The organism is Saltatorellus ferox, assembly GCA_007751475.1.
Taxonomy (GTDB): Bacteria; Planctomycetota; UBA1135; order UBA1135.
Genome location: CP036434.1, coordinates 5,642,690 through 5,663,179, shown reverse-complemented (window position 1 = coordinate 5,663,179; position 20,490 = coordinate 5,642,690). Strand labels below are relative to the sequence as shown.

Sequence of the window (20,490 nt, the reverse complement as noted above, 5' to 3'; positions counted from 1 at the left end):
TCCCACGTCCCACCGAAGCGCCACCATCATGCTCATTGGAATCACCCTCGCCGCCGCCCTCCTCGTTCCCTCGCCCGAGGCTGCCGCTCCGACGGCCGCCGGGGCCGCCGCAGTCGTTTCCTCCCCCGCAGTGGTCCACTGCCAGGTCCCCTGCGGGATCTACGGCGACCACCTGCGCGTGCAGATGATCACGGAGGACGCCGCCACCATCGAGAAGGCCATGAAGCAGATCGCCGAGCTCAGCGCGGCCGAGAAGCCCAACTGGAACCAGCTCGTGCGCTGGATCACGACCAAGGACGAGCACGCCCAGAAGATCCAGGACCAGGTCTCGGCCTACTGGCTCGCCCAGCGCATCAAGTCCCCGGCGGCCCCCCAGGGCTCCGAGGAGTACGCCGCCCAGAACGGGTCCTACATGACCCAGCTGGTGATGGCGCACCGCCTCACGACCTTCGCCATGAAGTGCAAGCAAACCACCGATCTGGCCAACGTCCAGGGCCTCCGCGACAGCCTGAAGGGTCTCGAGGGCGCCTACTTCTCCAAGGCCGATCTGGAGCACATCCACGGCGCGGATCACAAAGACGCCGATCACGACCACAAGTAGGGGTCGACCGAGGCTATTCTCTTCGCCTCGTTCCCCGCGTGGGAGCCAGCCGGAACCGATCCGGCCAGGCTCCGACGCAGGGGTTTAAGTCGGCGCGAGGGAGCCCAGGACGGGCCTCTCCAGCGTCAGGTCATCGGGCCCCGCACGATCGGCGGTCCGGGTAAGCAGAAGAGGAAAACACGATGGGAAAAGCCACCCTCACCGGAAAGGGGCGACGCTGGTTGCTCAAGGGACACCCGTGGGTCTATCGCGATGACTTCGCCGAGGTCGAAGGGACCATGGGTGAACTCATCCCGGTCAACGACCCGAGCGGCGGCCCGATGGGCTGGGGCCTTTACAGCACCAAGAGCCGGATCGCGGTTCGCATGGTCACCCGCAGCACCGAGCAGCCGAACCGCGCGTTCTGGCTCGCCCGCATGCAGAGCGCCGTCGACCGGCGCCAGAAGCTGGCCATGCTCGACCCCGAAGGTGCCTGCCGGCTGATCGGCGGCGATGCCGACGGCTTCCCCGGTCTCGTCATCGACCGCTACGCGAAGACGCTCGTCGTCCAGTCCGGAGCCCAGGGCTCCGATACGATGCGCGATTTCCTCCTGGGCCTCCTCAAGGAGGTGCTGCCCTTCGCCCCCGACTGCATCGTCGACCGCTCCGACACGTCCGTGCGGAAGCTGGAGGGCCTCGATCCCCGCGTCGAGGTCATCGAGGGCTCCCTCACGGGCCCGATCCTCGTGCGCGACGGACAGCTCTCCTACGAGGTCGACGTGACGGGCGGCCACAAGACAGGGCACTACCTCGACCAGTCGTTCAACCGCCGCGAGGCGGCCAAGCTGGGCGTGGGCGGCCGCGTCCTCGACGCCTTCGCCTACGACGGGCTCTTCGGTCTGCACGCGGCGCTGGCGGGGGCCGAGGAGGTCCTTTGCCTCGAGCAGAACAAGGCCGCCTGCGAGCGCATCATGAAGAACGCCGAGCGCAACGGCGTCGCGGACAAGGTGCGCGTGGAGAAGGTCGACTGCATGAAGGACATGCGCGCCCGCGCCGAGGCCGGCGAGCGCTACGAGCTCGTGATCGTCGATCCGCCCGCGTTCGCGCGCTCGAAGAAGGAGATCGAGGGAGCCGCCCGCGGCTACGTGGAACTCAACCGCCGCGCGATCGACCTCACGGTGCCGCTCGGCTCGATCGTGAGCGCTTCTTGCTCCCACAACGTGGGCGCCGAGGAGTTCATCCGGATGATCGGCAAGGCGGCGCACGGCGCCGGGCGCGAGGTCTGGCTCGAGGACATGAAGAAGGCCTCGCCGGATCACCCGCACCTGGTGACGCTGCCCGAGACGGACTATCTGAAGTGCGCCTTCCTGCGCATCGGCTGATCCAAAGGAGCGTCCCGCGTTGAACGAAACGGCTCACATCCAGGTCCACGTGAACGGTGAGGTGACCGAGGTGCCCGCCGGCTCGACCGTGGCGGACCTCGTCGCCAGCCGGGACCTGAAACCGCAGCAGGTGGCGGTGGAGCTGAACAGGTCCATCGTCCCGCGCGCCAAGCACTCCGACACGACGCTCGGCGCGGGAGACCGCGTCGAGATCGTCACGATGGTGGGCGGCGGCTGAATCGGAGCTGAATCGGAAAAGGAGAACGACCATGACGAACGAAGACCAGTACACGCACGACGAGGTCCTGAAGATCGGCGAGTTCGAGCTCCGATCGCGGCTGCTCGTGGGAACGGGCAAGTACGCCTCCTTCGAGGAGACGCGCACCGCGCTCGAGATCACCGGCACCGACATGGTGACCGTCGCGATCCGGCGGGTGAACATGGACCCGTCGAAGGGTGAGTCGCTGCTCGACTACATCGACCGCGACCGCTACCACATCCTGCCGAACACGGCCGGCTGCTTCGACGTCGAATCGGCGGTGCGGACCGCACGTCTCGCGCGGGAACTCCTGGACACCCCACTGGTGAAGCTGGAGGTCCTGGGCGATCCCAAGACGCTGCTGCCCGATCCGATCGGGACGCTGGAGGCGACGAAGACCCTCGTCGACGAGGGCTTCACCGTGATGGTGTACTGCTCGGACGATCCGCGCATGGGCGTGCGGCTGGCCGAACTCGGTGCCGCGGCGGTCATGCCGGCGGGGTCGCCGATCGGCTCCGGCCAGGGCGTTCTCAACCCGAATGCGATCCGGATCATGATGGAGCTGGTCGACGTGCCGGTCCTCGTGGACGCGGGCGTCGGGACGGCTTCGGACGTCGCGCTGTGCATGGAGCTGGGCGCCGAGGGCGTGCTGCTCAACACGGCGATCGCGGGCGCGCGCGAGCCGCTGCGGATGGCGGCTGCGATGCGCGACGCCTGCCGCGCGGGCCGCAACGCGTACCTGGCGGGCCGGATTCCGAAGAAGCTCTACGCCAACGCTTCGTCGCCCGAAGAAGGATTGATCGAGGAAGCGGGCCCGGCCCCGAAGTAGGGTGGCCGTGTCTCTCCTCCTCCAGGCCACGGATCCCTCGCCGCTTTCGGTGGAGCAGCAGCTGGGCTACGGCGGCCTGCTCCTCGTCATCGGCCTCGTCCAGATCCCGGTGGCACGATTCGTGGCGCCGCGCCTTCTCGGGAAAGAGCGCCAGCCCGCGCGCTCCTTCTTCTGGCTGGATCTGCCCGCCGTGATCCTGGCGTTCCTCATCGCGCAGCTCACGATCGCCGCGTACCTGCACTGGAAACACCCCGACATGAGTGGCCTGGAGGACCTGGGGTCGGTCGAAGCGCTCGCGCTGACGGCGGCCGGTTTCGTTCTTCCCTGTCTCTACGTGCTCGTCGCCGCGGGCATGCGTCCGAACGGGTGGGAGGCGCTCGGGGTCCGCGCGCGAACGCCCGGCTATCGCCTGAGCTTCTCGACGGTTCGCTACCTGGCGGGCCTTCCGATGTTCTTCGGTCTCGCTCTGCTCTCCGGGGCGCTCATGACCTGGCTGGGCGAGCCAGGGGCCCAGCAAGATGTGGCCGTTCTGATCCGCGATGGGCTAGCCGACGGTCCCTGGGGCATCCTGCTCTTTGCCGCCGTCATCGTGCCCTTGATGGAGGAGATCCTCTTCCGCGGCTTTCTGCTCGAACTCGTCGCGGGCACCTTCGGCACGGTCGCAGGCGTGCTGGTGTCCTCAGGCGCCTTCGCGGTGCTCCACGGCAAGGAGGCCGCCCTGCCGATCTTCGGACTGGCTATCATCCTCTCGCTGGTCAAGCTGCGTACGCGTAGCCTGGGCGCCTGCTGGTTCGTCCACGGACTGCACAATGGTGGAACGACCTTCCTGCTCTGGCTGAGCACCCTACTTCCGGTTCAGTAACCCCGGCCCCAGCTTCGGTCTGGTCACGATGACGCACTTCCCCCAGAAAGGACTCTTCCGCGCTCTCGAGGGCGGCGCCTTCGCCGCGGCGAACGCGATGCTCACGGGAAACATCGAACTCGGGGCCGAGGCCAACGTCTGGTTCGGCTGCGTCCTGCGCGGGGATGACGCGACGATCCGGATCGGCGCGCGGACGAACGTCCAGGACCTCACGATGATCCACGCCGACATCGACGTGCCGAACGTCATCGGTGAGGAGGTCACGATCGGCCACCGCTGCGTGCTTCACGGTGCGACCGTGGGGGATCGCTGCCTCATCGGAATGGGAGCGATTCTGCTCGGCGGCTCGGTCATCGGCGAAGGCTCGATCATCGGCGCGGGCGCGGTCGTCAAGGAGGGGATGGTGGTGCCACCGCGGTCGCTCGTCGTCGGCATCCCCGGCAAGATCGTTCGCGAGGTCTCCGAGAAGCAGCTGGAGGCGATTCGCGCGAGCGCCGCTGGCTACGTGGCGAAGGTCCAGCAGTACCTCCTGTGACGGACCTCTCTCCACCCACGAGCTCCCACGGGGAGCGCGTCGATCGACTGCATGCGGGGCTGAGGGAGCTCGGGCGGCTGGCCGTTGCGTTCTCGGGCGGCGTGGACTCCACCGTTCTGCTGCACGCGGCGCGTGAGGTGCTCGGGCGCGAGAACGGCGTGGGCGTGATCGCGGATTCGCCTTCGCTGCCCCGGGCCGAGCTGGCTGAAGCCCGCGAGATCGCGGCGGCCATGGACGCGCGTCTCATCGAGGTTCGAACGGACGAGGGAAACGACGAGCGCTACCGCGCGAACGTCGGGAACCGCTGCTTCTTCTGCAAGGCGGCGCTCTTCCGCGCGATGGAGAGTTTTGCCGCGGCCGAGGGTTTCCCGTTTCTGTCCTTCGGCGAGATCGTCGACGACTGGAGCGACGACCGGCCCGGCGCCAGGGCGGCAAAGCAGTACGGGGTCGTCGCGCCGTTGAGCGCCGCGGGCTTCACGAAGGAGGACGTGCGGCGCTACGCCTCGGACCGGCGCCTGCCCGTCGCCGACAAGCCCGCGTCGGCGTGCCTCGCGTCGCGTATCCCCGTGGGCACCGAGGTGACGCCCGAGCGGCTCAGCACCGTGGAGGCGGCCGAGGCCGACTTGAAGGCTCTCGGTTACCGCGTGCTACGCGTCCGCCACCATGGCCGCAAGGCGCGTCTCGAGGTGGGCCAGGCGGAGGAAAATCGCGCCCGCGCCGAGCTGGCGCTGATTGAGACGCTCCTCGCGAAACACGGCTTCGAGAGCGTCGAGCTCGCGGTTTACGGCGCTACGTAACTGTCCGACTGCGGGAGCTTTCGGGCGGACCGAACGCTCGATCGCCCACTCTTTTTTGACAAGCCTCGAAAGTGGGGTAGTGTTGCCCGCCTCTCTCCGCGGCCGGGTTGGCGCTCGTCCCCGCGGAACTTCACGGGAGGCCCGGCGCAAGCTGGTTCGACGGCGCGATGCGCCGTCGCAGGACGCGAGTCCCCGCGGTGCCAGTCACCGGCAGGGGTACCCCGACAGGGAGGGGGCGTAGGGCATGGCAAGAGACGTTCGGAGCGATGAGGGAACTGAGAGCCGGGTCGCCGGGTGCGGAGAGCGCACTCGGCGGTCCCGCCTCCGTTCCGTGGGGGGCGCAGGCATCGCGCGTGCCGGTTTCACCCTCGTGGAACTCATGATCGCCATCGTGGTGCTTCTGATCGGCGCGCTGGCGGCGTTCGGCACCCAGGTGACGAGCGGCCAGATGATCGACTTCAGTCGGGACGTCACGGTGGCCGTGAACGACCTCGAGATGTGCATGGAGGAGCTTCTGCTCCAGTCGGCCGACAACATGCCGATCGTGTATCCGGAGGGAGCGCCGGTGCCAGGCTACCAGGGACTCCACCTGCGCAACGAAGACCTGGTCCCGACCTACGTCAACTGGGACGCGGGCCAGCCGATCCCGGATCCCCTGGAGATCCAGCTCGTGGCCACGTGGCTCGACGGCTCCGGCCGCATCCAGCGGCAGACTCTCACCACGGCGAAGTCCCGATGAAGCGCTCGATTCAAGGGTCCAGGCGGCTCGCCCCTGGCAAGCGCGGGGGCTTCACCCTTCTGGAGATGGTCATCAGCGTGACCGTCATCGCCGTCCTCGCGAAGATGCTGATCCTCAGCAGCGAGGCGAGCAGCACGATGACCTCCGTGGGCAACATGGAGGCGCGGATGATCCGCGCCAGCGAGAAGGCGATGGACCGGATCGCCTGGGACCTGCGGATGTCGGGCGCGCAGACGCTGAACGGCCGCGAGTACCCCTACGTCTTCGACAATGGTGCGGCAGCGGATGGCTTCGAAGCCTACGCCTATGTCCCCGCGCCGATGGCGGCGCAGCCAGGGGAGGCGGACTTCGGCATCATGCGCTCGATCGTGCTGTGCATGCCCAGCGACCTCGATGGCGATGGTCGACCGGAGATCGATGCCGACGGCGATGGAGTGCCCGAACTCGACGGCAACGGCGATGGCACGCCCTCGGATGATCCGGTGGACATCGCGGCCTGGAATCCGGCCGAGGCCATGGTGCATCCGGAGTCGCGTCTGGTCTGGGACTTCAGCGACGTGGCGTACAAGGTTCGCGTCGGCCCGACCGGAGAGAACGAGCTCGTTCGGCTCGTCTCCAACGGAGCCGAGGGGACCGAGGTGCTCGCCCGCGGCGTCGAGCGCATCCAGTTCGACACGCCGGCGAGCGCGGGGTTCACGATCCCGACGGGCTCGATCCGCGTGCGACTCTTCTTCCGCGTCGCCGACGAGGAAGGACATATCTACCGGAGCCGCCGCGAGGTGATCGTGCGGCCCCGGAACTCCTGATCGCAGCTGGTCGTGGCGCGACCGGTGATCGGGGTGGTGGTGAGGCAGGCCGCGAGGCCAAACAATGCGGGGCTTCGATTTCGAAGCTCTGAGGGGAGCAACAGTAGCGATGAAGGTCAGAAGTCAATTTTCGGGTCCGTACCACGGATCCAGTGTGTCGCTGCATGGCGGCCCGCGAAGCGGTCGCGAGGGCATTGCGCTCGCGTACGCGGTCTTTGGAACGTTCGTGGTCGCCAGCATGGTGTCCGTGATGTTCACCATGGCCGGCGTCAGCGACAAGCAGGCGGACATCAAGCGCGGCAAGTCGAAGGCGAGGCTGCTTGCGGAAGGTGCCCTGAGCACGGTCGAGAAGGACGTGCAGACGGCGCTCGCGAACTGGGACTCGCCGCTCGGCGCGGGCACCCGGACACTGGGCGGGGTGGACGTCGACTTCCGGGTCGACGCGATCGGCGACGAGGCCACCCTGACGGATCCATCGGGTATCTTGCGCATCGTCCAGCCCTATGAGCTGCAGACGCGCGCACGGGTCGATGGCGTCGTCGCGTCGGCCCACAAGATGGTCAACGTCGAGTGGACGCCGCTGTTTCAGTTCGCCGTCTTCTACGACCAGGACCTGGAGATCCACGCGGGTCCGGACATGACGCTGAGCGGGCGCGTTCACTCCAACCGGGACATGTTCCTGGGCGGCGGGTCGACCATCACGATGGACACGAACTATGTCCGTGCCGTCGGAGGGATCTTCAGGTCGAAGAAGGACGGCTCGGCGGCGGGCGGCAACGTCGATATCCGTCGCTGGGTGGCGAACCCTTTCGACCCGGCCGAGCCCTCCGACTTCAACCGGATGTTCAGTCAGGGCCAGCTTCCTGTTTCGTCGCTCAGCGGCTACGACAGCGCGTTCCGTGACGGCTTCGACGCCGACGGGGACGGGGACTTCAATGATGCCGGCGACTGGCTGCCCTTCGAGTTCGGCGCGGCCGAGTACTGGAGCGAGGCCGCTGGCTACGCAGGTGGCTCGGGCCAGACGGTCATGACGGGCCAGCATGGCGTGCAGGAAGCGGTGACGCCGAACGTCGGCTCCATCGCGGCCTTCGAACCCGACGGTTCCAAGGGCTACTTCCACGAGAACGCCGGGCTCTCGATCCTCGTCGACGGAACGACGATCACCGTCACCGACGCAGACGGCCACGACGTGACGGCGCTCATCGCTCCGGCGCTGACCCTGACGGACATCGCGGACACGCGCCAGTCCGGTGGCGACGCAGTGCGGACCCGGGTGCTGGAGATCGACATGGGCATCCTGAACGCCACCTCGTACTTCCCGCCGAACGGGCTCATCTACGCGGCCCACATGAACATGGGGGAGGGCACCGAAGCCCACGGGGTGATGCTGACGAACGGATCGGAGCTTGCGGCGAACCTGACGGTCGCTTCCGAGAGCCCGGTCTACGTGCACGGCGACTACAACACGGTCGACAAGAAGGCGGCGGCGGTGATCGGCGACGCGGTGAACTTGCTCTCGAACAGCTGGGACGGTTCCAAGCAGGCGGGCAGCCTGCCCGGTGCTTCGGAGACGACCTACAACTTCGCGATGATCACGGGGAGCTACGGTTCGGAGGAGGACCGGTACAACGGCGGCCTGGAGAACCTCCCGCGTTTCCACGAGAACTGGAGCAACATCCCCTGCAACATCTCGGGATCGTTCGTGAACATCTACGACAGCGAGCACGCGACGGGCGACTGGCGCTATGGCGCCGACCGCTACACCGCACCCCGGCGAAACTGGGAGTACGACCGGTCGTTCAACTCGATCCAGGGCTTGCCCCCCTTCTCGCCGATGGCGGTGTCGGCCAAGGCCGTGGTGAGCTGGTAGGAAGAGGCTCGGGAGGCGTTCGGTTTCGCCCTTGGAGTTAGAGAAGAGCCCCTCGATCTGGAAAACAGGTCGAGGGGCTCTGTTCTGAACCGTGGGGCGAAACCGAACGGGTGTCGGCCTCGCCGGGGGGGGCGTGTTTACTGGAACGTCACCGAGTAGCCGCGCGTGAAGTTCGACGTCACGCCCGGGTTCGCGTCGCGGTGCCACAGCTGGAAGTTCAGCGTGTCGCCCGGCGCCACCGCGATGGCTCCGGTCGGCTGCGGGATCGAGGTCGCATCGATCACGACCGGGATCTCACCGAAGAGGCCCGAGTTGCCGATCTGGTTGATGTACCGACCGGTGCTGGAGCCGACGCACAGGTTGCCCTGGCTTCCGGCCGGGTTCTGGACGAACGCCTGGTTCGGCGACACGACGAAGTAGCCGTTCACGTTCGGGGGCAGATCGATCGCGAGCAGCGACAGGTTGTTGTTCGCGACCACGTTCGAGCCGCTTCCGATGATCAGGCCGACGCGGCCCGCGGAGTTCTGGTTGGCGTCGCAGTAGAGCGAGCCGATGCCGTCGCCGCAGGCGATGTCCGTGACCTTGAAGTCATCGATGGCCGCCTCGACGATCGAGCCCGTTCCCAGGTCCGACGCGATGAAGCGCATGCGCATCTGCGACGTCGGAGTCACGAGCGAGCTGACCTCGAAGGAGTGCTCGATCCAGCCGCCGGACGTGCCAGCACCGGACGGTCCGACCTGTTCCACAAGGGTCCAGGAGGAGCCACCGTTGTTGGAGATCTCGACCCGGAAGACGTCCGCGTTCGGCGCGCCGCCCTGGTCGTTCGAGTACCAGCGGAAGTACGACACGATGGGCGCGTCCAGGCTGGCCATGTCGATCACCGGCGTGAGCAGCGTGGTCGTGCCGCCGTCGACGTCGTTGTCGCCGAGGCCGCCGCCTGCCCCGCCCTGCCCCGTGAACCAGCAGCTGGTGCCGGAGGGCGTGTGGTCGTCTTCCGGCTGGGCGCCGGTCCCGATCGGGTTGCCGCGCGTCCAGATACCGGTGGTCGCCGTGTCGCCAGCGGCGCCGCCGACCCAGCCTGCGGTCGTTTCCATGTCGTCGCTGCGTGCCACGATGAGCTGATCGCCGATGAGACCCGCGAACGTGGTCGTCGGTGCGCCCTCGGGAGCCGTCGCCGTTTGCCCGCTCATGGAGCCCGCCTGGATGTACCAGTTGACGGCGGTTCCGCAGGGAAGCGCGGGAAAGTTCGCGGTGTAGCTGGTGCCGCCGTTGCTGGCGAGGGCGACCGAGGTCGCGCCTGCACCGATGTCGTAGACGAGCACCGGGGACGACGGGTCGAGGGCGCCGGGCAGGAGCTCGGTGATCGTCACGTCCACGCTCGCGCCGCTCGGGTCGATGAGCTCGGGCGCCGCCGCGACGAGCTGGACTTCCAGCTCGGGCTCTTCGACCGTCCAGACGAACAGACCGCTCTCGATATCGCTACCGATGACGACGCCGCTCGGAAAATACGGGTAGCAGCTCCAGAGGCCGTTGAACGAGGCCGAGGTGCTCGTCGGAGCCGTATCGAAGTACGCCATCTCCGTCGGGTTGTCGAGGTTCGCGAGGTCGAACACGCGGAGACCCGACGTGTAGTTCGCCTGGAACAGCTTCCCGTCATGCGAGTACATGTTGTGCCCGATCGCGGGGTCGCCGTTGTCGAACTGGCCGATGTACGTGGCGTTGGCCGGGTCGGAGACGTCGAAGATGTGCGTCGTGGTCAGGCTGACCGAGTTGCCCTCGTCCAGCTCATCGCCGAGGTAGAACCGCGTGCGGTCCTCGGAGAGCCAGCCCTGGTGGCTGTACTCGCGCGAGGGGTACGCGATCTGCGAGAGCACGACCGGGTTGGCCTTGTTCGTCACGTCGACGACGGTGAGTCCGGTGTCCTGGAATCCGCCGTTGAGACCGGCGCAGCAGTAGGCGATCTCGCGACCCGCGAACGCGCCGGTCGTGTAGGTCACGACCTGAACGTCGTGGACGTAGCGGGTGTTCCACTGGCCGACGAACACCGGGTTGCCCGGGTTCGCGAGGCTGTAAATACGCAGGCCGTTCGACCCGCCGCCCGAACGGTAGAGGAAGCCGGAGTCCTCGTCGATCGCGACGTTGTGCGAAGCGTCGGTGCCGTTGCCGGTGATGGTGGTCTCGAGGCTGACCACACCGTTGTCGACGTTCGAAAGGTTGATCACCTGGATACCGTTGCCGCCCTCGGAAACCGTGTAGGCGCGGTCCTGGTAGGTCTTGATGTCCCGCCAGGTGCTCGAGGGACCAGGGATGCGCTGGATCACGACGGGAGCGCCCGGGTTCGTGATCTCGACGACCACGGTGGCACTGGTCGTTCCCATGAGCGCGTACTCGCGGCCCGATGGGGAGACGTAGCCCCAGCAGTCGTTGCCGTTGTCATTGCCGTTTCCGAGGTCCCCAAGGGTGAGCCATGACTCGAGCTGAACGCCCGAGGCCGGGAAGCCCGACGAGGCCGCCGTGTTCGCGCCGCCACCGGGAAGCAGGGCCCCCATGGGGACGCCCGCCTGGAAGCCGCTGCCCGCGACGGGAGGCTTGCGATCCAGGATCTTGGGATCGTCTTCGTGGGCCACCGCGGAGGCGGCGAAGGTCAGGCCGAGCCCGGTCAGCGCTAGCGAGTAGCGAAGAGCCGTTCGGCCCGACGACCGGTGAGTTGGAGATGCGGTCATGGTCGATGGGAGAGGGAGAGGGGGGATCCGGGCTCCTGGAGCCTGCCACGGCCAGAGCGGTGGCGGAAGACCCCGGGAAAAGGTAGCCCGCTTTGGGCGGACCAGTGGGAGAGTGACGAAGAGAGAGAGGGGCTGGCGATCGCTCAGCGCGTGCCAGATCGAGACGGATACTGCGCAGAAGGCCGGCGGGTACGGCTCACCGGGAGCGCCTGGCCTTCCAGGGACTCCAGGAAGGCCATGAGGTCCACCTTCTCGCTGTCAGAGAGACGCAGGGGGACGAGAATCTGTTCCTGGTGATGATTTCTTCCCGAGGCCCCTTCGAGCTCGGAGTAGAACTCCAGCACGCTGGCCAGATCCGGCATCTGTCCCTGGTGCATGAACGGCGCCCGATCGGCCAGGTTCCGCAGGCTGGGCGTGCGGAATTCTCCCCAGCTCGTGGAGGACTCGGACAGGCTCTGGATCTCCGGGCCCCTCGGCCCGCCGGGATCGTCGCTGTGGGGCCCCGCCGCGTTGAAGGGGCTCGCCTTGAGCACCGCGGTCCCGGCGTACCGCCCCGGGTCGATCGGCTCGTCCCCGTGCAGCGTCGGAAGAGAGTTGTTGTGGAACTCGCCGTCCGAGAAGTTCGGGCCGTTGTGGCAGAGCGTGCAGTTGCCCTTTCCCAGGAAGAGCGCCAGCCCGCGCTGGGCGGCGGGGCTGAGCGCGGCGAGCTTCTCCGGGTCCTCTTCGTTGAGTCCCTCCACGAAACGATCGAACGGCGCGTCCCCGCGCACCAGCGTCGCCTGGTAGGCGGCGAGGCACTTGCCGACGTTCACGAACACCAGGTCGATCGCGTCTCGTACGTCGGGCGGGAGCTCCTCCCAGTGCGCGACGGTCTCCGGCCAGGCCTCCTCGTCGGCGCCATCGATGCGCAGACGCGGCCGCGCGCCGAGCGCGCGCTGCCCCTCGTCGCCCCACTCCAGCGCGAGGGCCGGGATCTCGCCGAAGAGAGCTTCGTAGGCGGCGCGCAGGCCTTCGTCGGCGGCGATTTCCAGCGCGACCCGTCCGCGGTTCGTCCCCATCTCGCGCGGGTCCTCGATCGGGTCGAGCGCCTGCATCCAGAGGGAATCCGCGCGCCCGTCCCACGTCAGCCAGCGATGGTACGCGACGTTCCAGAGCGTCGGCGTGTGGCGGTTGCCTTCTGAGATCCCGAAGGCGAGCTGGCGCCCGTCGGTGAAGCCTGTCTTCGGATCGTGGCAGGTCGCGCAGGAGACCGCCCCGTTCGCGGAGAAGCGTTCGTCGAAGAAGAGGCGCTGCCCCAGCGCGGCGGCGGCGGGATCCGCGGCGACTCGGTTCGTCCGATCGACGGGCGGCGGCGGCAGCGGAGACAGCGCGTTGACGCGACCGAGCAGCGCGTCCGTCACCTCGAACTCGAGCGCATCGAGCGGCGACGCCTGGCCTGCGTCGGAGAACGTTTCCGAAGCGTCGTTGGCGTCACTTCGGGCGCCCGAATCGTTGGGATCCGAGCACCCCGCCGCCAGGAACAGCGTGAGGAGAAGAGCGCTCGTGCCTTTCAAAATTCGAGCTTGGTGCTCGCCTGCGCGCGCTCGATGCGCGGCCCTCGGGTGACGTCGACGTGGAATTCCCAGTGTCCGATCATGTGGAAGAGCAGTCCCTCGGCGGTGTAGCGCCCTGGCTCTCCCGCGGCGACGAGCGCGACGTCCCGCGTCATCCCGTGGTCGTGTGCAGGCATGCGCGCGTCGAGCGTGATCGCGTCGAACTCGGTGAGCGGCTCGCCGGTCGCGTGCTCCGTGACCAGAAGCTCGACCTGGAACGGCTCGTTCAGCGGGATGGGGCCACCCTTCGGGGTGATGGCGATGTCGAAGGTTTCGCGGCTGGAGCTGGCCGTCATCGTCGGGCCATCGGGCGAGGCGGCTGGTGTCGCGGGGTCGGCGGCGGCCCGGGTGCTGGTGGGTGCAACGCTGGCGTCGTTCGATCCGCCGCAGGCGGCAAGGGTCAGCACGAGAGCCCCGAACGCGCCCGCCGCGCTAGCGGGGCGCTGGGTCGCGGCCCTTTCGCTCGGAGTGGGGCCGCTCGGAGTCACGCCGTCTGGAGTCGGGTAGAGCTGGTTCATCTCGTCTTGCCTCCGGCAGCCCGCAGCGGCGCCGTATAGAGTCGACCGCCGAAGCCGTCCAGGAAGTTCCCTTCGAGTCCAAAGATCTGGCCGCGGTGGTTGCCATGGTCCAGAACGATCAGTCGGCCGCCTGAGGTGATCCCGAGACCGCGCGGTTCGTGGAACTGGGACCGGCCGAGCCCGGTCTCGCCGAAGCCGCCCGTGTGTTCGAAGAGGCCCGTCGCGGCGGATCGGTCGAAGACCTCGACCCGATCGCGCGCGGCGTCGGTGACCCACACCCGTGACCCGTGGGCCACGGCAGCGGCGGGCGCGACGAGGAGTCCTTCACCGAGGCTGCCGAGGCGCTTGCCATCGAGGTCGAACTCGAGCACCCGGCCATGCTGCAGAGAGTCGGAGGACGTAGCTGCCTGGGAGGCGCCGCCGAATCCATCGAGGACGAGAAGCGTGCCAGTCGGCGTGGCCGTCAAGCCGACGATCCCGACGATCGGATCATCCTTGGACGCGCCGATGCGGCGGAGGATCTGAAGGTCATCATCGAGGAGCACCACCGTGTCGGTGGCCATGTCGACCACTGCGATCAAGGGCTGAGCCGCCTGCTCTCCCGGAGGCGTGACGAGCGTGACGTCGCCGGGCAGGACCCCGAGGGCGCCGAGGTCGATCGCGTCCAGCACGATCTCCAGTTCGGGGTTCTGGCTGAGCGGCTCGTTCGGCTTCACGTCCAGCCGAGCGCGCGTGAGCCTGCGATTCCCGCGATCGGTGACGAGGAGCCTTCGCCCCTCGTCCGCGAGGTGCACGCCGATGGGGGTGCGAACCATGCCGAGCCGCTCCCCGTAGCCGAAGACCTCGGAGATCTTCACCGGTCCATCGCCGCGCATGTCATGGATCAGCACGCGATGGCTCTCGGGTGACAGCGTGGCGAGGTACTGGCCGCTCGTCGAGATCAGCTCCCCGAGGTGAGCGCTGGGGGCACCGAGGCCGGCGCGGGTCGGGTCGGCCTTGGGCTCAGGGCCAGGACCTCGCCCGAAGATCTGGATGCGGTCGTCGAGCGGCTCGACGATCGCGACGACGACAGCGTCACGGTCGATCGCGATGTCGCGCGGGTAGTGCAAGGAGCCATCGCCCTCGCCGGGCCGAATCGCGTGGACGCCGAAGCGGTAGCGCAGCCCATCGTTCGTGTCGCCGGGCCGCTCCTGATCGAACGCCTGCACGCGGTGGTTCTCGGTATCGGCCACGAAGATGAGACCGTCCGCACACTCGATGCCGCCTGGCGACGCGATCAGCGAAGGGAAGAATCCCCAGTCGCTGAAGCTGGAAACGTAGGTGCCGTCGAGCTGGAAGCGATCGATCTGGTGGCGCGCGCCGTCGGCGACCAGCAGCCCGACGGGGGCCTCGCCCTCGCCGGCAGCGGCCTCGGCCGAGGGAAGAAACGCGACGGCCAGCGGCTCGTTCAGGGCCGCGTCGGCCCGGAACTCGGTCCAGACCGAGGACTTCAGATCGAGGAGCTGAGCGCGCCGATTCCCGGTGTCCGCGACGCAGAGATGGGTCGGCGCACCCGAGTGCCGCGGCCAGACCTCGACATCGGTTGGAAACAGAACCTCGCCAACGCCGGTGCCTCTTCCGGCGAGGCGAGTGGAGGTCCCGTCCGGCGCGAACCGCCAGACGGCGTGCTGGACGTCATCGGTGGCGTACACGTTGCCCTTCCCGTCGACGGCGATTCCTGTCGGCCTCGTGAGGACGCCGACGCCCGCGCGGGCGATGGTCCGGCCGGCGCTCTGGCCGGAGAAGGACGCGTCGATGCCGCTGAGGGCACGCAGGCCCGCAGGACTGGCAGCGCTTCCGGCCTCGGCGACCCAGAGCGCGTTCTCCTCGTCACCCGCGGGCCCGAAGGCCGCTGCCACGGGGCGCGCGAGGGCGTCGACCGTGCCGATGTACTCGCCCAGGTGGGACTCTTGGATCGCGGAAATCGCGCTGAACGGGGCACAAAGCGCCAGGACGAAAGGAAAAAGCATCGGAAGGAGTCTACGCGGGCGTCCCCGGGGAATCGAACCCCGCTTACGTCAGAGTTGAGGCACCCACGCGGCCGTTCGGCTGGTTCAGCGCTGGCCCCGGGATTGACTTCTGTCCATGACTTCATCCATCGAGATTGGAATGGGGATAGCTACGATCGGGCACCCACGGGGGGAGCGCACATGAACCAGCAGCACCAGTTGAACGATCATCTCGAGACCACGGGGCAGGCCCTCGAGACCACGAAGCCGGCCGGTCCGGTCATCGTGCCGTTCTCCAGTCCCGTTCGTGGCCCGGAAGCCTTCCGATCCGCGCGGGCGGCGCGCGAGCGCGTCCAGGCTGGCCTCAGCGCATCCGCAGCCGCGCTCGCTGCCGTTTCCCTGCCCGCGCAGCCCCACGCGGACGTGACCCCGATCGGCGTCTCGAAGCCGGTCGCGATCGCGAAGCCCGCCGAAGCGGAGCGCAGCACGAGCGAGGTCCTCGGCGACACGATCCGCCGCTGGGCGCGGCCTACGACGATCGAGGAACTCAAGAACCGAGGCGTCCAGAACCTCAGGAGCATCAGCATGTCGCGCGTCGGCGCGCTCCTGGAGAAGGCCGTGAATCGTGCGCTGATCGAGCGCACGCTGGAGAGCGATACGGACGAGGCGCTCACCCTGTCGACGACCGCGCGGGAACAGTTCGTCCGTCTCACGCAGGCCGAGGTGACGGGGAGCCAGCCCACCGATCTGCTCCCTCATCTCGTTGAAGAGAAGCCGCTGCACGAGCGCGCGACCTCGACCCTCGACCGACTTCGCCGTGAACTCGACGACCGCCGCCGCGTCCTGGCCGACCGCGAGAAGCAGCTCTCGGACGGCGACCTCGATCAGGCGGAGGACTCGAAGCTCGGCAACATGATGCGCGAGCTCTTCGCCGAGCACGCGGGCGTCGACGATCGCCTGCTGGAGCGCGAGGTCCTGGACCTCGTCCTGGGCGAGCTCCGCACCTCGCGCCGCCGGGCGCGGATGGCGCGACTCGAAGAACACCAGCGCGAGATCGGAACCCTCGAGCGCCGCATCACGAAGCTCTCCGCCCTCCTGGGCGAAACGGAGGACGCGCTCCGCCGCATTCGAGCGGGCAAGCGCGTCGACCCCGGCGTGAGTTCGATCTACGACGAGGTCCAGGGCCTCGGCCCGGAAGACGAGCAGTTCGAACAGAAGTCCGAACTGATGCGCAGCTTGTTCGAGGCGAACCTGGCGCTGAGGAAGTAGCGGACTCCGACGGCAGCGACGGGATCAGCGAAGCGCTTCCAGGCAATCAGAACGAACGCGCTCGGCGGCATCATTCTCTGCCGACCACTTCAGTGCAGCGATGGCGCGTTCGTTGTCCATCTCGCCCAGTAGTTTCGCCGCGTCGCCGCGGATCTCCGGGTTGGAGTCGTTGCGCAGCAGATCCGTCGCCTTGAGGAGGATGGATTCTTCCGAGAGGCCGCGCAGGCCGCCGATGACGTCCTCGCGACGTTCGCCCTCGATGGGCTGATCGAGTAGCCAGAGGGCTTCGGCGATGACCTCGGCGTCGCGAGGATCGCTTCCGTCGGTCATCTCTCCATGGCGCAGCAGGCGCAGCAGGTGGATCTTCCGCTCGCTCGGCGTGCCCCGGTCGAGGAATTCAGTCCGCCAGAGCTGGGTCTCTTCCAGGCGAGTCAACTTCTGTTTCGGTGGCTCCGTCACGGCACGCGTCGGCTTCACGGCCTTGGTGGGGTCCGCGTCAACTGCGACGACAGACGGCGAAACGCGCGGACTGACCACCGGGACGGCGAACTGTTCGTCGCCGGCGGCCCTGGCTCGCTCGGGGCGCGGCGCAGGGATCGAGGGATCTGCCAGCTCGTCCTTGGTCAGGAGTACCAGCACTGCCCCGCAAGCGGCGGCAGCGATAAGGAGGGTCAGGGTGAGGCGTGTGCTGACTTCCATCCATTCGATAGAATACCCACCGGCTTCGGTCAGCGGACAGAAATCGACGGAATTACGACCGTCGTGTCCCGCGTTGCCCTGGCGGTATCGCACCTGGCGGTACCGCCGAACTGTCACGTGGACGAGAGTTCGGGAGCATGCCGATGTCTGACGATGTGGCGGGATTTACCGGGGAGTGAGGGTCGCGTTAGCCGCACGCCTTCCAGTTAGGGGATGGCACAAAACCTCCACTCCGCACTCGTCGACCTCCTCCGAGACATCTACTTCGCTGAGAAGCACCTCACCAAGGCCATTCCCAAGATGGCGAAAGCCGCAGAGAACGAAGAACTGACCGCCGCCTTTCAGGGCCACGTCGAGGAGACGCGCGGCCAGGTCGAGCACCTTGAGAAGGTCTTCGGCCTTCTTGATCTCAAGCCCCGGGCCAAGACCTGCGAGGCGATCAAGGGACTCATCGAAGAAGGCGAAGAGATCATCGAAGAGAACGAGGCCGGCTGCGTGCGCGACGCTCTCCTGATCGCTGCTGCCCAGAAGGTCGAGCATTACGAGATCGCCACCTACGGCACCATGTGCCAGTGGGCGGACGTTCTGGGACTCACCGACGTGAAGAAGCTCCTCGGGGAGGTTCTTGATCAGGAAGAGTCGACCGATAAGAAGCTGACCAAACTGGCGAAAGCGATCAATCGCGAGGCCGCGATCGCCTGAGATCCTGAGCAAGAATGGCTCTGGCTCGACGCGCATCCGCGTAAGCGGATGCGCCAGCGACGACGAACAGCCTGCAAAATGGAATTTTGCTCAGGCTGTGAGACCCTGGAGGTACCGAACAGGGCGGTACATCCTCTCCTCTCCGCGCAGCGCTACCGGTGGAAAACGGGCAGCGTGTCGTCCGGCAGCGCGAGGAACAGGACGTTGCACGCCGTGGCGTAGACGGCTCCGTAGAGGTTTCTCTGGGCCATGCCGTTCGCGTAGCGCACATCCTGCCAGGAGCCGTTGGCGAGCTGCAGGCCCAGGAGTTCGCGCATCTCCGGCTCGGCCCACGCGCGGTAGCGTTTCGTGTCGCGCAGGTGCCAGAGGGCCTGGCTCAGGTAGAAGCGCTCGTAGTAGGGGAAGGGGGACTCGTTGCCGATCGGGTTTTCGCTTCGCACCAGCAGCTGGCGCCACAGGTAGTCGTAGCCCTCCTCGAACGCGGGACCTGAGTAGACGCCCGCGGCCTGCAGGGTGGCGAGGCCCGCGGCCGTTAGGGCCACGCTCGTCTTCGGGTCGCCGAGGCCGTAGCGGAAGCCGCCGAGCTTCGAGCTGTCCTCGCCCTGCCGCAGCTCCAGGATCTGGAGCTTGCCCATGTAGTCCACGGCGCGCGCGATCGTGTCCGGATTCACGTGGACGCCCACGTCGTCGGCGGCACGCAGCGCCTGCAGAAGCGCGACCGTCACCGACCCCTCGTGCTGGATCGAACGGTACGCCTCGTAATACCAGCCACCCTCGGCGCCCTGGGAGATCTCGATCCGATTCACCGCAGCCTTCAGCGCCTCGCCGATCTTCCGCCCGAGCGGCGTGCCCGGAGAGACGGTGTAGGCCTCGGCGAGCGCGAGCGTCGCCAGCCCATGGCCGTGCGTTCGTGAGAGCTTGTCCCCTTGGTCCTCGATGAAGCCGGGGTAGGGGTCGGCGTCGCCCTGGACGCTGGCGAGCAGGTACTCGATGGCCCGGGTGACGTTCTGCTGGTGGGGGCCGCGGTTGAGCGTCGAGCCGCCCGCCATCCACGCGAGCGCCGTGAACGCCGTGATGGCGAGGGGCGCGCGGCTGTCCGCGCTCGCGTCACCGACCGCCATCGAGCCGTCGCGCGATTCCTGGCGCGAGGCGAGCCAGTCGAGCGCACGGCGAATCGACTCGACGCGCTCGCCGTCGCCCTCGGAGGGATAGGGGCGAAGCTCGGGATCGTCGGCGCCGCTCTGGATCTTCGGGCCGACGACGATGGGTTCCGTGAAGGAGCCTGTGACGGAACCAGTGCGCTGGACCCCCGCGATCAGGGGACGATCAGGCACGGGCGCCATCGAGGAAGTCGTGGCCAGCAGCAGCGAAGCTACCAGCACCGAAGCGAAGAGCTGCATGGGGGAGTCGAAGCGGGCGCAGCGCGCGTCTACTTGCCGGATCGTCGGTTCAATCGCTTGTAGTACGAGTCGACCCAGTCGCGGTAGCGCGGCGGCACGTCGTCGCTCACTCCGTTCTGGAACGTCTTGCGCAGGTGGACCGGCAGGTCGCCCCACTCCTCGTTGCCGGTCGCGTTCGAGGCCTCACCCGTCTCCGACTTCGGCTGGGGTTGGCCCGGCCCATCCGGACCGCCCTTCTGCTCCTGGCCGCCCTTCGGCTCGTTGCCGCCAGGCTGCTGGTCCTGCTGCTGCTGTTCCCCGGGCTTCTTGCCCTGTTCTTCCGGCGACGCGCCCTTCTCTTCACGCTGGCTCCCGCCGGGCGTCTGGCCCTGCTTCGGCATGCCGGACGAAGGCGGGGGAGGGCCGCCCTGGCCGCCGCCCGATCCCGGAGGACCCTGCTGCGCCGCGATCTCCAGGATGCGATCGATCTCGGTGCGCGCGGCCTCCGACTGGCTGCGGCTCGCCTCCAGGATCTGACCGATGCCGCTCGCGCTGGCACCGGACGCGTTCTCGGCCTCTCGGATCAGCTCGTCGATGCCCGCTGCGCCGATCTCGGACGAGCGCGAGCTATCGCCGGTGCTCGCCTCGAAGAGCAGCTCACTGACGCGCTGGAGGCGCTTGTCCACCTTGATGAACAGCTCCCTCATCTCCTCCTCGCTCGCGCCCGCGGGCTCGGACCTCTTGAGCGGGTCGAGGTCGCGCAGGTCCTTGTCCTTCTCCTTCGGGGGCTCGACCGGCTTCTCCTTCTCCTGTGGCACAGGGGGCAGGGAAGGCGGTGGCTGAATGGGGGGCGCGGTGGAGTCCTGCGGAGTCGCCGCCGCGCTTCCGCACAGTAGCGCCGCCAGGCTTGCCGAGGCGAGGATGCGGTTCGTGATCGTTCTGCTGCCCATGGTGTTCCTAT

General features: G+C 67.8%; 19 protein-coding genes. 12 read left to right on the top strand and 7 right to left on the bottom strand.

What is annotated here, in order from left to right:
• The first annotated feature begins 28 nt into the window (after positions 1-28).
• The 10 genes from Poly30_RS20355 (at position 29) to Poly30_RS20310 (ending at position 8,659) form a co-directional block, all read left to right on the top strand.
• Positions 29-601, top strand: a complete 573-nt coding sequence (locus Poly30_RS20355) for a superoxide dismutase [Ni] (RefSeq protein WP_145201565.1) — start codon at positions 29-31, stop codon at positions 599-601.
• A gap of 182 nt (positions 602-783) precedes the next feature.
• Positions 784-1,962, top strand: a complete 1,179-nt coding sequence (locus Poly30_RS20350; protein WP_145201562.1) for a class I SAM-dependent rRNA methyltransferase — start codon at positions 784-786, stop codon at positions 1,960-1,962.
• A 37-nt stretch (positions 1,963-1,999) separates the two neighbouring features.
• Complete coding sequence (gene thiS / locus Poly30_RS20345; protein ID WP_145206300.1) at positions 2,000-2,200, top strand: sulfur carrier protein ThiS; 201 nt, start codon at positions 2,000-2,002, stop codon at positions 2,198-2,200.
• 31 nt (positions 2,201-2,231) lie between these two features.
• Positions 2,232-3,050 carry a thiazole synthase gene (locus tag Poly30_RS20340; RefSeq protein ID WP_145201559.1) on the top strand — a complete coding sequence of 273 codons (819 nt, stop codon included), beginning with the start codon at positions 2,232-2,234 and terminating at the stop codon, positions 3,048-3,050.
• A 7-nt stretch (positions 3,051-3,057) separates the two neighbouring features.
• Entirely contained in the window at positions 3,058-3,912 is an 855-nt protein-coding gene (locus tag Poly30_RS20335; RefSeq protein WP_145201556.1) for a CPBP family intramembrane glutamic endopeptidase, read from the top strand.
• Between the two features lie 28 nt (positions 3,913-3,940).
• Positions 3,941-4,447: a gamma carbonic anhydrase family protein gene (locus Poly30_RS20330; protein WP_145201553.1), complete on the top strand. Its 507-nt coding sequence runs from the start codon at positions 3,941-3,943 to the stop codon at positions 4,445-4,447.
• The gene (gene larE, locus Poly30_RS20325) at positions 4,444-5,244 is read left to right on the top strand and encodes an ATP-dependent sacrificial sulfur transferase LarE (protein WP_145201550.1); all 801 of its coding nucleotides are present in this window, start codon (positions 4,444-4,446) and stop codon (positions 5,242-5,244) included. The genes Poly30_RS20330 and larE overlap by 4 nt, the downstream gene beginning before the upstream one ends.
• A 331-nt stretch (positions 5,245-5,575) precedes the next feature.
• Positions 5,576-5,983 carry a prepilin-type N-terminal cleavage/methylation domain-containing protein gene (locus tag Poly30_RS20320; protein WP_419190415.1) on the top strand — a complete coding sequence of 136 codons (408 nt, stop codon included), beginning with the start codon at positions 5,576-5,578 and terminating at the stop codon, positions 5,981-5,983.
• Complete coding sequence (locus tag Poly30_RS20315; protein ID WP_145201543.1) at positions 5,980-6,789, top strand: type II secretion system protein; 810 nt, start codon at positions 5,980-5,982, stop codon at positions 6,787-6,789. Before Poly30_RS20320 ends, Poly30_RS20315 begins: the two co-directional genes overlap by 4 nt.
• Positions 6,790-6,898: 109 nt before the next feature.
• A complete protein-coding gene (locus Poly30_RS20310; protein WP_419190414.1) occupies positions 6,899-8,659 on the top strand; it encodes a hypothetical protein in 1,761 nt (586 codons plus the stop codon).
• Between the two features lie 137 nt (positions 8,660-8,796).
• On the opposite strand, the gene Poly30_RS20305 is transcribed toward Poly30_RS20310, so the two are convergent.
• From Poly30_RS20305 to Poly30_RS20290, 4 genes are all read right to left on the bottom strand, one after another.
• Positions 8,797-11,382 (bottom strand): choice-of-anchor B family protein, encoded by a 2,586-nt coding sequence (locus Poly30_RS20305; RefSeq protein ID WP_145201538.1) that lies wholly within the window; start codon positions 11,380-11,382, stop codon positions 8,797-8,799.
• A gap of 143 nt (positions 11,383-11,525) precedes the next feature.
• A complete protein-coding gene (locus tag Poly30_RS20300; RefSeq protein WP_419190413.1) occupies positions 11,526-12,935 on the bottom strand; it encodes a cytochrome-c peroxidase in 1,410 nt (469 codons plus the stop codon).
• Positions 12,932-13,492, bottom strand: a complete 561-nt coding sequence (locus tag Poly30_RS20295; protein WP_145201532.1) for a FixH family protein — start codon at positions 13,490-13,492, stop codon at positions 12,932-12,934. Before Poly30_RS20295 ends, Poly30_RS20300 begins: the two co-directional genes overlap by 4 nt.
• Positions 13,489-15,501 (bottom strand): NHL repeat-containing protein, encoded by a 2,013-nt coding sequence (locus Poly30_RS20290; RefSeq protein WP_145201529.1) that lies wholly within the window; start codon positions 15,499-15,501, stop codon positions 13,489-13,491. The genes Poly30_RS20295 and Poly30_RS20290 overlap by 4 nt, the downstream gene beginning before the upstream one ends.
• Positions 15,502-15,699: 198 nt before the next feature.
• Between Poly30_RS20290 and Poly30_RS20285 the strand changes: the two genes are divergently transcribed.
• Positions 15,700-16,749 (top strand): hypothetical protein, encoded by a 1,050-nt coding sequence (locus Poly30_RS20285; RefSeq protein WP_145201526.1) that lies wholly within the window; start codon positions 15,700-15,702, stop codon positions 16,747-16,749.
• Positions 16,750-16,773: 24 nt separating this feature from the next.
• On the opposite strand, the gene Poly30_RS20280 is transcribed toward Poly30_RS20285, so the two are convergent.
• A complete protein-coding gene (locus Poly30_RS20280; protein WP_145201523.1) occupies positions 16,774-17,448 on the bottom strand; it encodes a HEAT repeat domain-containing protein in 675 nt (224 codons plus the stop codon).
• A gap of 213 nt (positions 17,449-17,661) precedes the next feature.
• Between Poly30_RS20280 and Poly30_RS20275 the strand changes: the two genes are divergently transcribed.
• Positions 17,662-18,150 (top strand): YciE/YciF ferroxidase family protein, encoded by a 489-nt coding sequence (locus Poly30_RS20275; RefSeq protein ID WP_145201521.1) that lies wholly within the window; start codon positions 17,662-17,664, stop codon positions 18,148-18,150.
• A 152-nt stretch (positions 18,151-18,302) separates the two neighbouring features.
• Here the strand turns inward: Poly30_RS20275 and Poly30_RS20270 are convergent, their stop codons facing one another.
• Both Poly30_RS20270 and Poly30_RS20265 read right to left on the bottom strand, forming a co-directional pair.
• Positions 18,303-19,550 (bottom strand): prenyltransferase/squalene oxidase repeat-containing protein, encoded by a 1,248-nt coding sequence (locus Poly30_RS20270; RefSeq protein WP_145201518.1) that lies wholly within the window; start codon positions 19,548-19,550, stop codon positions 18,303-18,305.
• Positions 19,551-19,579: 29 nt separating this feature from the next.
• Positions 19,580-20,479 (bottom strand): hypothetical protein, encoded by a 900-nt coding sequence (locus tag Poly30_RS20265; protein ID WP_145201516.1) that lies wholly within the window; start codon positions 20,477-20,479, stop codon positions 19,580-19,582.
• Between the last annotated feature and the right edge of the window lie 11 nt (positions 20,480-20,490).

Bases quoted from the DNA above. Each gene is read 5' to 3' on its own strand.
- Poly30_RS20305 (WP_145201538.1), bottom strand. From the start codon at position 11,382: ATGACCGCATCTCCAACTCACCGGTCGTCGGGCCGAACGGCTCTTCGC.
- Poly30_RS20270 (WP_145201518.1), bottom strand. From the start codon at position 19,550: ATGCAGCTCTTCGCTTCGGTGCTGGTAGCTTCGCTGCTGCTGGCCACG.
- Poly30_RS20280 (WP_145201523.1), bottom strand. From the start codon at position 17,448: ATGGAAGTCAGCACACGCCTCACCCTGACCCTCCTTATCGCTGCCGCC.
- Poly30_RS20355 (WP_145201565.1), top strand. From the start codon at position 29: ATGCTCATTGGAATCACCCTCGCCGCCGCCCTCCTCGTTCCCTCGCCC.
- Poly30_RS20350 (WP_145201562.1), top strand. From the start codon at position 784: ATGGGAAAAGCCACCCTCACCGGAAAGGGGCGACGCTGGTTGCTCAAG.
- Poly30_RS20340 (WP_145201559.1), top strand. From the start codon at position 2,232: ATGACGAACGAAGACCAGTACACGCACGACGAGGTCCTGAAGATCGGC.
- Poly30_RS20290 (WP_145201529.1), bottom strand. From the start codon at position 15,501: ATGCTTTTTCCTTTCGTCCTGGCGCTTTGTGCCCCGTTCAGCGCGATT.
- Poly30_RS20310 (WP_419190414.1), top strand. From the start codon at position 6,899: ATGAAGGTCAGAAGTCAATTTTCGGGTCCGTACCACGGATCCAGTGTG.
- Poly30_RS20275 (WP_145201521.1), top strand. From the start codon at position 17,662: ATGGCACAAAACCTCCACTCCGCACTCGTCGACCTCCTCCGAGACATC.
- Poly30_RS20295 (WP_145201532.1), bottom strand. From the start codon at position 13,492: ATGAACCAGCTCTACCCGACTCCAGACGGCGTGACTCCGAGCGGCCCC.
- Poly30_RS20265 (WP_145201516.1), bottom strand. From the start codon at position 20,479: ATGGGCAGCAGAACGATCACGAACCGCATCCTCGCCTCGGCAAGCCTG.
- Poly30_RS20315 (WP_145201543.1), top strand. From the start codon at position 5,980: ATGAAGCGCTCGATTCAAGGGTCCAGGCGGCTCGCCCCTGGCAAGCGC.
- Poly30_RS20330 (WP_145201553.1), top strand. From the start codon at position 3,941: ATGACGCACTTCCCCCAGAAAGGACTCTTCCGCGCTCTCGAGGGCGGC.